The organism is Limnochorda sp. (genome assembly GCF_047459355.1).
Taxonomy (GTDB): domain Bacteria; phylum Bacillota; class Limnochordia; order Limnochordales; family Limnochordaceae; genus Limnochorda.
This window is the reverse complement of record NZ_VSCV01000040.1, coordinates 1-10,725: the sequence shown is the minus strand read 5'-3', so window position 1 is coordinate 10,725 and position 10,725 is coordinate 1. Positions and strand designations below refer to the sequence as shown.

Annotated in this window: 12 protein-coding genes and 1 riboswitch; of the genes, 11 read left to right on the top strand and 1 reads right to left on the bottom strand. The window is 68.8% G+C overall.

Translation table 11 applies throughout. The features are described 5' to 3' along the window. From FWJ67_RS10035 to FWJ67_RS09985, 11 genes are all read left to right on the top strand, one after another. Positions 1–399: alpha/beta hydrolase (locus tag FWJ67_RS10035; RefSeq protein WP_414482397.1), on the top strand; the 399-nt coding region annotated here is incomplete at its 5' end. Positions 400–475: 76 nt separating this feature from the next. Further along, positions 476–829 carry a VOC family protein gene (locus FWJ67_RS10030; RefSeq protein ID WP_304175037.1) on the top strand — a complete coding sequence of 118 codons (354 nt, stop codon included), beginning with the start codon at positions 476–478 and terminating at the stop codon, positions 827–829. A 64-nt stretch (positions 830–893) separates the two neighbouring features. After that, positions 894–1,541 (top strand): DUF4037 domain-containing protein, encoded by a 648-nt coding sequence (locus tag FWJ67_RS10025; RefSeq protein WP_304175039.1) that lies wholly within the window; start codon positions 894–896, stop codon positions 1,539–1,541. A gap of 34 nt (positions 1,542–1,575) precedes the next feature. After that, on the top strand, positions 1,576–2,037 hold the full coding sequence (locus tag FWJ67_RS10020; RefSeq protein ID WP_304175042.1) for a disulfide oxidoreductase: 462 nt from the start codon (positions 1,576–1,578) through the stop codon (positions 2,035–2,037). Between the two features lie 4 nt (positions 2,038–2,041). Beyond that, positions 2,042–2,563, top strand: coding sequence for a GNAT family N-acetyltransferase (locus FWJ67_RS10015; protein WP_414482396.1), 522 nt, complete (start codon positions 2,042–2,044; stop codon positions 2,561–2,563). Positions 2,564–2,640: 77 nt separating this feature from the next. Next, positions 2,641–2,752: riboswitch (TPP riboswitch) on the top strand. Between the two features lie 52 nt (positions 2,753–2,804). Then, positions 2,805–3,866 carry a thiamine ABC transporter substrate binding subunit gene (locus FWJ67_RS10010; protein ID WP_414482395.1) on the top strand — a complete coding sequence of 354 codons (1,062 nt, stop codon included), beginning with the start codon at positions 2,805–2,807 and terminating at the stop codon, positions 3,864–3,866. Then, the gene (locus tag FWJ67_RS10005) at positions 3,863–5,578 is read left to right on the top strand and encodes an ABC transporter permease (RefSeq protein ID WP_304174284.1); all 1,716 of its coding nucleotides are present in this window, start codon (positions 3,863–3,865) and stop codon (positions 5,576–5,578) included. Before FWJ67_RS10010 ends, FWJ67_RS10005 begins: the two co-directional genes overlap by 4 nt. Beyond that, positions 5,575–6,723 (top strand): ABC transporter ATP-binding protein, encoded by a 1,149-nt coding sequence (locus FWJ67_RS10000; RefSeq protein WP_304174286.1) that lies wholly within the window; start codon positions 5,575–5,577, stop codon positions 6,721–6,723. Before FWJ67_RS10005 ends, FWJ67_RS10000 begins: the two co-directional genes overlap by 4 nt. Before the next feature lie 130 nt (positions 6,724–6,853). Beyond that, positions 6,854–7,531 carry an NUDIX hydrolase gene (locus tag FWJ67_RS09995; protein WP_304174288.1) on the top strand — a complete coding sequence of 226 codons (678 nt, stop codon included), beginning with the start codon at positions 6,854–6,856 and terminating at the stop codon, positions 7,529–7,531. A 29-nt stretch (positions 7,532–7,560) separates the two neighbouring features. Further along, a complete protein-coding gene (locus tag FWJ67_RS09990; RefSeq protein WP_369686590.1) occupies positions 7,561–8,079 on the top strand; it encodes a macro domain-containing protein in 519 nt (172 codons plus the stop codon). A 37-nt stretch (positions 8,080–8,116) separates the two neighbouring features. Beyond that, positions 8,117–10,174 (top strand): S9 family peptidase, encoded by a 2,058-nt coding sequence (locus tag FWJ67_RS09985; RefSeq protein ID WP_304174293.1) that lies wholly within the window; start codon positions 8,117–8,119, stop codon positions 10,172–10,174. A gap of 104 nt (positions 10,175–10,278) precedes the next feature. On the opposite strand, the gene FWJ67_RS09980 is transcribed toward FWJ67_RS09985, so the two are convergent. Next, on the bottom strand, positions 10,279–10,725 hold a 447-nt coding region (locus FWJ67_RS09980; protein WP_414482394.1), incomplete at its 5' end, for a hypothetical protein.

Genomic DNA, 10,725 nt, shown 5'->3' with positions numbered 1-10,725 from the left:
ATGGAGCGGTTTCTCCTCGACACCGTCCTGGCGGTCGCGGAGAAAGGCGAAAGTCCTGTCCCCATCCTGCTCCTGGGTCTGGATCAGGGCGCCTTGCTCGCCTTGTCATTGGCCTGTGTGTGGCCCGAGACCGTGTCGGGAGTGGCCGCCATTGGCGGCTACCTCCCTGAGATCCCCGGTTGGGTACCCGACGACCGGCCGCTCCACGGGATGCCGGTCCTCCTCGTCCACGACCCTGAGTATCCCGAGGTGTCACCCGCGCTCCAGCAGAAGACCGAGGAGACGTTGATCGCGAAAGGCGCGCAGGTGACGGTGCGCAGCGTGGCCAGAGCCCGCCAGCTCCATCCTCCTTTGGCCTACCTGCTGAACGAGTGGATGGAGATCGTTCGATCCCGGTAACGCTGAGAGGACTTTACAGGAATCATCAGTGTTGAGGCTAATCAGCATAGCTACGTCAGACTGGGGAGGGAGCACCATGTTTCGTCGAATCGATACGGTTTTCGTGCGTGTCCGGAACTTGGATGAGGCAGTGGCCTGGTACACCCAGCATCTGGGGCTGGAAGTGCGGTGGCGGCATCCGGGCGTGGCGTGCTTGAACCTTGGGGAGACCCCCCTGACCCTGTTGGAAGCCGGGGAGGCGTTCCATCCGGTGGAGGAGGCGCCTTTCAATTTCTACGCGCCGGACATCGAGGCGGCGTATGCCCGTCTCAGGGCCGCCGGCGTCCCGGTGGACGAGCAGATCACCGACGACGGTGGGGTGCGTTGGTTCGGCTTCCGCGACCCCGATGGCAACCGGCTCGAGGTGTGCTGGTGGCCCGAGGAGGCTTAAGAACCGCCCAGCCCTCCGGACGCTCGGAGGGCTGGGCGCGTTCAGGCACTGGCGGGCGGGGAAGGTGGATCTCCTCTACCGGAACGCAGATCAGGTGGCCCGAACCATTGAGGAGGTGTGGGCTGGCGTCTACCACCACGACTACGACCAGCAGCCGACCTTCGGCTTTTGCAGCACCATCTACCTAGGTGAGATCCAGATCTGCATCCCCCTCTTTGATCCAGAAGGTCTGATCGCCAGGTTGAAGGCCCGGGTGGAGGCCTACCCACCGCCCTTGCGGCACCGGGTGGTGGCCCAAGAGCTTTGGAACGCGGAGTTTGCCCTCGCTTTCGCAGAAGCCCACGCGGCGGCCGGAGATGTGTATAACACCGCCGGCTGCATGGCCCGGGTCGCAGGCTCGTTAACCCAAGCCCTCTTCGCGTTGAACGAGACGTACTTCCTGGGGGACAAGCAGGCCCCCAAGAGGTTGGCTCGGTTCCGGCTCTGCCCACGGGACTACCTTGGCCGGATCTCCCGACTCCTGGGCTGCCCCGGAAGGGACCAGGCTCAGCTTCAGGCGAGTGTGGAAGCCCTCCGTGAGCTCTGGGCTGAGGTGGTGGAGCTGGCCGGCGAGCTCTACAGGCCTCCCTTTCAGCTCTCGTCAGGTCACGGACCGACACCGGGAGGGCGCCCTGGAGGGCCGGCAGGAGGTGGGCCGGTTCCAGCCGAATGAGGGGCCACACCATGCTCGAAAGGTGGCTCTCGTCATGATTTGGGTCCGGCGATATGGGCTCCAGCTGGCGTGGCTGATCTCAGTGGTGGCCACCGCGGGCAGCATCTACGCGAGCGAAGTCCGCCAGTTTTTGCCCTGCACCCTCTGCTGGGTGGAGCGGATCTTCATGTTCCCCTTGGTCTTCATCCTGGGCCAGGCGGTCTTCCGGCGGGACCGCTCCGTGGCCGTCTACGTTCTGCCGCTCACCGCCCTGGGCGGGATCACCTCCCTCTACCACTACCTTATCCAGAAGATCCCCGCCCTGGAGCCGGTCGCCTTCTGCTCTGGGGTGCCCTGCTCGGTGCAGTACGTCAACTGGCTGGGTTTCGTCACCCTTCCCTTCTTGGCCATGGTCGCCTTCGGGATCCTGACGGCCCTCCTCGTGGTGATCCGGCAGGCCGCGCAGGACGAGGCCAGGGCCCTGCTCCGGAGCCGGGTGACGGGCCGGGAGCGGTGATCCGGTGGGGCCCGTGGCGATCCGGCGCATGCGCCTGGTGCCCGCGACCGCGGAGCTGGTCCGGGCTGAGCTGACCTCCAAGGTCGCCTTAGCCGAGGCTTTGGGGGCCGTGGTGCCGGCCAACTGGCCGCCCGAAGATTGGGCCGATGTGCTTCCTCTCTTCCTGGAGTTCCTGGAGGGCGAATCCCAGCACGTCGGCTGGTACGGGTGGTATGGCCTCCTCACCGACGCTCAGCCGGGAGCGTTGGTGCTTGCCGCGGGTGGCGGGTTCAAGGGCCCGCCCGAGGACGGCGAGGTGGAGATCGGTTATGCCGTGCTGCCCCAGTTCCAGCGCCGGGGGTATGCGACCGAGATGGTGGTGGCCCTCACCGCGTGGGCCCTCGCCCAGGCCGGCGTGGAACGGGTGATCGCCGAGGTCAAGGCCGAGAATCACCCGTCTCTGCGGGTGCTGGCCAAGGCTGGGTTCCAACTGGTGGGGGAGGGTAAGGAGCCGGGGAGCCTATGCTGGGTCTTCCAGCCGGAGTAGGCGGCCCGGACGTTCAGCCCCTCCCAGGTCGCCAGGCTGGCAGCCTTGCCGCCCCTTGGGGAGGTTGTTAGAATGAGGGCAGAACAACGGGGAGCTCACACGAGTGGGCTGAGAGGATGGGTAGTGTCCCATCGACCCTTTGAACCTGCTCCGGGTAATGCCGGCGTAGGGAAAATAGGCTGGTCAGGCCAGTCTTACCTCTCGCTGCCCCTCGCCTCCCCTTGCTAGGAGGCGTTTTCGCGTGTCTGGAGGTCTTCGCCGGTGGGCCCGCCGTCTGGGCCCGGTGCTGGCCGGCATCGCGCTGCTCTTTGCCTGCACCCTTCCTCTTGAGGCTCAAGAGAAGCCGAAGGTCATCGTCTACACCTACGACAGCTTCGCCAACTGGGGGCCGGGGGCGTACATTGAGGAACTCTTCGAGGCCCGCTACGATGCCGACTTGGTTCTGGTCGCCCCCGCCAGCAGCAACGAGATGCTCGCCCGGTTGATCCAGGAGATGGAGGCCGGGAACCGGCAGGCGGACGTCTTCATCGGCCTGGCCGACAGCGCCCTGCCCCGAGCTCTTTCTCGCAACCTCTTTGAACCGTATGATCCGGCCCTGATCCCCAACCTGGCCGGGGTTCCCGAAGAGCTCATGATCGACCCGACGGGGCACGTGATCCCCTTCGATCACGGTTACATCACCCTGGTTTACGACAGCGAAGCCCTCGCTCCCGACCAGGTGCCCACCACCTTTGAGGAGCTGACCGCGCCCCACCTGCGGCGCTCCATCATCGCCATCGATCCCCGGACCTCCTCGCCGGGCCACGCCTTCCTCATGTGGACCATCGCCCGCTACGGGGATCCGGGGTACTTGGAGTACTGGGAGCGGCTCTTGCCCAACCTGCTCACCATCGCCGGGGGTTGGAGCGAGGCCTACGACATGTTCCTGAACGGCGAGGCGCCCATTGTGGTCAGCTACAGCACCGACACGGCCTACTCCATGCTGACCGAGGGCCAGGCCCGGCAGCGGGTGCTCCTTTTGGAGGACCAGGGCTACCGCCAGGTGGAGGGGATGGCCATTGTCCGGGGCACCCAGGTGCCGGAGCTGGCCCACGCGGTCCTCGACCTGGTCCTCGATCCCGAGGTGCAGAGCCTCTTGGCCGTCACCAACTGGATGTTCCCGGCCAACAGCGAGGCCCAGCCGGATCCGATCTTCCAGGAGTATGCGGTGCTCCCGCCCCAGCCCGTCGCCTTGGCCCCCGAGGAGATTGAGGCGCACGACGCCCGCTGGCTGCGGGAGTGGGCCCGGGTCATCAGCCGATGAGGATCGGTTCGGCGCACCCGTGGGCGGGGGCGTGGCCTGTCCCCGCCCGGCGGGGAGGTTGGGGGCGCGGCGCCGTCCAGGTGGCCCTGGCCGCGCTCCCACTCCTCTTCCTTCTCTTGGTGCTGGTCTACCCTCTGGCCCTCGTCTTCGTCGAGGCCTTCACCGAGCGGGTGGCCGGGCAGGCAGTCTTCACCCTCCAGCGGGTGATGGCCGTCTGGTCCGACCCCTACTACCACCGCCTGCTGGCCTTCACCGCCCACCAAGCCCTCCTTTCGGCCGTGGCCAGCCTCCTCATCGGCCTGCCGGTGGCGTACCTCTTTGTCCGCTACGACTTTCCCGGGAAATCGTGGCTCCGTTCGGTGGTCCTGGTGCCGTTTGTTCTCCCGGCGGTGACGGTGGCCTTGGGCTTCATCTTGGTCTTCGGCAACAATGGGGCGCTCAACCGGCTGTTGGACAGCCTCTTGGGTTTCCGCATCCCCATCCTCTACAGTCTTCAGGGGATCGTGCTGGCCCACGCCTTCTACAACGCGCCCCTGGTGGTCCGGACGGTCCACGCCGCCTGGGAGGCCATCGATCCCTCCTTTGAGGAGAGCGCCCGGGCGCTGGGGGCGGGGCGGCTGCAGACCTTCCTCACCGTCACCCTCCCCATGATCGCCCCGGGGGTGGTCACGGGGAGCCTGCTCGCCTTTGTCTTCTCCTTCATGAGCTTCCCCATCGTCCTCGCCCTGGGTGGGGCCCGGCTGGCCACCATGGAGGTGGAGATCTACACTCAGGTCCGGGTGCTCCTCGATTACGGCACGGGAGCCGCCCTCGCCCTGGTGGAGACCCTCCTCTCCCTCCTCCTCACCTTCATCTACCTCCGGGTGGAGGCCCGCCTCAGGACCCGCTGGGTCCCCCTGCGCCGCCAGCCCACCGTGCCCCTCCGGTTTCGGCTGCGGCACACGCCCCTGCTCCTTCTGGCGGTGGTGGCCGGCGCCTTCTTCCTGGCACCCCTCGCGGCGGTGGTCTGGGATGCCCTCACCCGGGGGGCGGAGCATGGCCTCACCCTGCGGTGGTTTGCGATGCTCTTCAATCCCGGTCACCACGCCATCACAGGGGACAGCCCCCTCCAGGCCATCCTGAACAGCCTCCGCTTCGGGGTGGGCACGGTGCTGCTGGCGGTGCCCTTGGGGGTGCTGGCCAGCCTTGCCATCGGCCGCCTCCGCTGGCCGGGGCGGGACCTCTTGGAGCTCCTGGTCTTGACGCCCTTGGGTGTCTCGGGGGTGGCTTTGGGCTTCGGGCTCCTGCGGGCAACGGTCCGCTCCCCGCTGGCGGGCGGGGCCCAGTGGGCCATCGTGGCCGTCCACGCGCTCCTGGCTCTCCCCTTTGTGGTGCGCACCGTTCGGCCCGCCTTGGAAGCGCTCCATCCCTCCTTGCGCGAGTCGGCCCGGGCCTTGGGGGCCTCCCGCTGGCGGGCCCTGCGGGATGTGGAGCTCCCGCTCATCGTCCGCTCCCTTCTTCTGGGTGGGGCGTTGGCCTTCTCCATCAGCTTCTCGGAGATGACGGCCACCATCACGCTGGCGCCGCCGGGCCTTTCCACCATGCCCCTGGCGGTCTACCAGCTCCTCTCGGCCCGGAGCTTCGGCGGGGCGTCGGCCATGGCGGTTCTCCTCATCCTGGTGACGGGGAGCAGCTTTGTCCTTCTGGAGCGGTGGGGGGGTGGGAAGAGGTGAAGGGCTTGGAGCTGCGGGGGGTGAGCAAGCGCTTCGGCCCGGTGGTGGCCGTGGACCGGCTGGACCTGAGGGTGGGCCCGGGGGAGCTGGTGGCCCTCTTGGGGCCCTCGGGGTGCGGCAAGACCACCACCCTGCGGATGGTGGCAGGGTTCGAGCAGCCTGACGAAGGCCGCATCTTCATCGACGGGGAGGATGTGACCGGCCAGCCTCCCGAGCGTCGGGGGGTGGGGATTGTCTTCCAGAACTTCGCCCTCTTCCCCCACATGAGCGTGGCGGAGAACATCGGGTACGGCCTGGCCCTCCGGGGGGTTCCCCGGGCCGATCGCCAGCGGCGGGCGGAGGAGCTCCTGGAGGTGGTGGGGCTGGCCGGGCTGGGGGACCGGCGGCCCGAGGCCCTCTCCGCCGGCCAGCAGCAGCGGGTCGCCCTGGCCCGGTCCCTGGCCACGGAGCCGCGAGTGCTCCTCCTGGATGAGCCCCTCTCCGCGCTCGATGCGCCGGTCCGGCGCCACCTGCGGGCCGAGATCCGCCGGATTCAGCGGGAGTTGGGGATCACCACCCTCTACGTGACCCACGATCAAGAGGAGGCCCTGGCCACCGCGGACCGGGTCGCCATCATGCAGGCGGGCCACCTGGAGCAGGTGGACACCCCCGAAGGGATCTACCAGCGTCCCCGCACCCCCTTTGTCGCCGGCTTCGTGGGCGAGGGGAACCTCTGGGAGGCGGAGGTGTTGGGGCCAGCCCACCCCGACGGGAGCCTGACGGTGCGGGTGGGCGAGGCCGTTTGGCGGCTGCCCGCGCCCCGAGGGGAAGGGCCGTCGGGGCGCGGGAGCGAGGCCGGCCCGAGCCTGCCTGCCCCAGGCTCACGGGTCCACCTGGTGGTCCGGCCCGAGCGGATCCGGCTGGTGGATGCCGCCGCCTTCGACGATGGCCGCGAGTGGATCCGGATTCCAGCCCGCTTGATCGATGCCGAGTACTTGGGCCACTCGGTGCTGGTGGAGGCCCGCTTCGACGGTGGCCGGCTGCGGGCCCTGGTGCCCGCGGACCCGGGGGAGCTGCGGCGCCGCCAGGGCGAGGATCTCTTCTTCGCCTTCGAGCCCCGGGCCGTCTGGGTGGTGCCCCCGGCTCCAGCCTCTTCTCCCGCCTGAGCCAGGTCCCGCGGGCCCCGGCGCCAGGCGCCGGGCATGGCTGAGCCAGGAGCCTGGGGACCGTTAGAGAAGCTTATGGTAACGATCTGGCGGCGTGCGGCCCCGGCCGCCAGTGGCGAGGGCGGGAAGGATGCAACGGCCAGATGTGGAGGCGGGGCGGAAGGGCCCTTCCGTCCCCGGTTCCCTCGTTGACGGTTTGCGGGAGGCTCTGGCGAGGCGGGAACGGCGCCTGCTGGGGTGGGAGCGGTATGCCCGGACGGCGGTCCTCTTGCCGCTCTTGCAACGGAACGGCGAGTGGCACCTCCTTTTTGAGGTCCGGGCCCAGACCCTCCGGCGCCAGCCGGGAGAGGTCTGCTTTCCTGGGGGGTTCCTCGAGCCCGAGGACGCCAGCCCTGAGGCGGCGGCCGTTCGGGAGACGAGCGAGGAGCTCAACCTGGATCCCAAGACGATCCAGGTGGTGGGCCCTCTGGATGTGCTCATCACCCCCTGGCGGCTGATCATCTACCCCTTCGTGGGGGTCCTGCTGGATCCGGAGCAGATCGATCCGGCCCGGGAGGAGATCGAGCAGGTCTTCACCGTGCCCCTGACCGAGATCCTCCGGGCCACGCCGGACGTCCACCAGATTCGGATCCGGCTGGAGCCGCCGGATCACTTCCCCTTCGAAAAGATCCCCGGCGGGCGGGCGTACCCCTGGCGCCAGACCGACCATCCCGAGCTCTTCTTTGAGTTTGAGGGTCACGTGGTCTGGGGCCTGACGGCTCTGATCCTGGACCATTTCCGGAGCGTGGTGAGGGAGGTGGCGCCGTGAGCGTGGCTCGAGTGGAGGTTTCAGGCTGCATGATCGAGTGCGTGGAGGGCGACATCACCGCCCAGCCCGATCTGGAGGCGATCGTCAACGCCGCCAACGCCCAGCTCATGCCCGGTGGGGGCGTGGCCGGGGCGATCCACCGGGCGGCAGGACCGGGGCTGGCCGAGGAGTGCCGGCCTCTGGCCCCCATCCGGCCCGGCCAGGCGGTGATCACCAGCGGGTACCGCCTGCCCAACCGGTACGTGATCCACTGCCTGGGGCCCGTCTACGGGGTGGACGAGCCGGCCGCGGACCTCTTGGCCTCCTGCTACCGGAACGGGCTCCGCCTGGCGGAGGAGCGGGGGATCGCCTCGGTGGGCTTCCCCGCCATCTCCACCGGGATCTTCGGCTATCCCTTGGAGGAGGCGGCTCAGGTGGCTATCCGGACGGTGGTGGAGGCCGCCCCCAAACTCCAGGCGGTGAAGCGGGTCCGGTTCGTCCTGTGGGGGGAGGAAGCTTTCCGGGTGCACGCGTCCGTTCTCCACGAGGTGGCGGGGCCGACGGCGTGAGGGTGCCCCGGCAACGGGGCGCGACAAGGAGGTCTGTATGGGAAAACGAGGCCTGGAGAGCAGGGATCTGCTCAAGATTCGACTGATCGGCGATGTGGACATCTCCCCCGACGGGGAGCGGGTGGTGGCCGTGATCCAGGAGGTGGACCCGGAGGCCAACAGCTACCGGCGAACCCTGCATCTCTGGCAGCGGGAGCGGGGGCTCCAGCCCTTCACCGCGGGGAAGGAGGACAGCCACCCCCGCTTCAGCCCCGACGGGACCTGGATCGGCTTCATCTCCAAGCGGAGCGGCCAGCCCCAGCTCTGGCGGATCCCGGTCATGGGCGGTGAGGCCCAGCAGGTCACCCGGATCGAGGGCGGCATCCGGGACTTCGCCATCTCGCCTGATGGAAAGCGGGTGGCCGTTCTGGCCAACCTGGGCCGTGACGGGGTCCAGCCGGAGAAGAGGGAGCAGGCGAAGGAGCGGGAGCTGGAGGCCGACCTCTACCGGAAGCACACCCAGGGGGTCAAGGTGATCGAGCACCTCTACCACAAGATGGACGGGGAGGGCTTCTACGGGCACCGGGCGCCCCAGGTGGTGGTCCTGAACGCAGACGGTTCCGAGCCCCGCCAGCTCACCCAGCTGCCCTACCGCTACGGGGGGCTCGCCTGGTCCCCGGACGGGACTGAGATCTACACCGCCGTCAACCGGGAGCCCGACTTCGACCGGCACCCGGACCGGCAGCACATCTGGGCCATCCCCGTCGACGGCGGCGAGCCCCGGCGGCTTTCACCCCTGGAACTAGGGGCGTGGGCGCCCGTGCCCTCCCCCGATGGCGCGTGGATCGCCTTCCTGGCCAACGACCCCAAGGAACTGGGCTACGACAACACCAAGCTGTACCTGGTGGGCCGGGATGGCCGGGGCTTCCGTTGCCTCACCGCCCACCTGGACCGGACCATGAGCAACAGCACCGTCACCGACCTGGTGGGTCCCGGGCGGGGCGAGCCCCAGTGGTCCCCCGATGGCCGCTTCATCTATGTGCTCTCCTCGGCCTTCGGCTTCACCGAGGTGCTCCGGATCGACGTGGCCACGGGCGAAGCGGAGACCGTCGCCGGGGAGGGGAAGGCGGCCTACGCCTTCCGGCTGGACGGCCAGGGCCGGAAGCTGGCCTACACCGCCGCCACCTTCGAGCACCCGGGGGAGCTCTACCTGGCGGAGGAGGGGCGGGAAGAGCGGCTGAGCGGGGTGAACGACGCCTTCTTTGAAGAGGTGGCCGTCTCCCGGCCCATCCGATTCGAGGCCCAGGCCGAGGGCGGGCCGACGGTGGAGGGCTGGGTGATCCCGCCCTTGCCGGGCGGGCAGCCCCTGGAGCCGGGCCGGAAGGCCCCCACCATCCTCCAAATCCACGGCGGGCCCATGACCCAGTACAGCCCCACCTACTTCTTTGAGTTCCAGCTGCTGGCCGCCCAAGGGTGGGGTGTGGTCTTCACCAACCCCCGGGGCAGCCTGGGGTACGGCGAGGCCTTCTGCCAGGCGATCCGGGAGGAGTGGGGCAACAAGGACATGGCCGACGTGATGGCCGGCCTCGATGAGGCCATCCGCCGCTTCGACTGGATCGACCCCGACCGGCTCGGAATCACCGGCGGCTCCTACGGCGGGTACCTGACCAACTGGATCATCGCCCACACGGACCGCTTCAAGGCGGCTGTCTCGGGCCGGAGCGTGGCCGAGTGGCGGGCCATGGTGGGGACGGGGGACTTCGGGTGGGCTTGGACCGAGCGCTTCGGCAACGCCTACCCCTGGGGGCCGGACGATGAACGCTACCGGCAGCAGAGCCCCATCACCTACGCGTCCAACATCACCACGCCGCTCTTGATTGAGCATCAGGAAGGAGATCTCCGGTGCCCCATCAATCAGGGGGAGATGCTCTTCACGGCCGTCAAGGCGGCGGGGAAGGCGCCGGTCCGCTTTGTGCGGTACCCCGATGAGTTCCACGGCATGAGCCGCACAGGCAAGCCGTGGCACCGGATCCACCGTCTGGACGAGATCGTCCGCTGGTTCGCCCTCTACCTGGAGGGCCGGGAGGTGGAGCCCCCGCCCCACGGCGGGGTGTAGGGCGGACAGTGAGGAGGGCGGGAGCACCGGCTCCCGCCCTCCCTTTCCCGGAGAAGACTCGTCGCTGTCCAGGTCCTTTTCGAGATGTTTCTCAGGCGCGTTCCTCAGAAGCCCAGGGTGGCCTGGACCGCCACCTCCTGGACCTTCTTCGACTCGCTGTTCAAGCCGACGCCCACGTCGAGCTGGCCGATGAACAGGTTGAGGCCGAGGCCTGCCCGGATCTGGGCCAGGTCACCGTCGAGGGCGCCGTCCTTCAGGGGATGGATGTACCCGCCCCGGAGGGCCACCAGGCCGAGGATCCGCCACTCGCCCCCCACGTGGAGAAGCTGGTCACTGTCCAGGTCCGCCGCGAGGGTCAGGCCCAGAAGAGGCGGGGTGGCCTGAACGCCTACCTGCCAGCTCGCTTCGGGGGTCTCTCGGTCGACGCCCTTCCACGTGGTGGTGTTGACCACGTCGTGGATCACGGCGCCCGCGGTCAGCCAGGGGGTGAGGCCCAGCCGCGCGCCCAGGCGCAGGGCGAAGCCTTGGGCGGAGCCTTCAACACTGTCGTC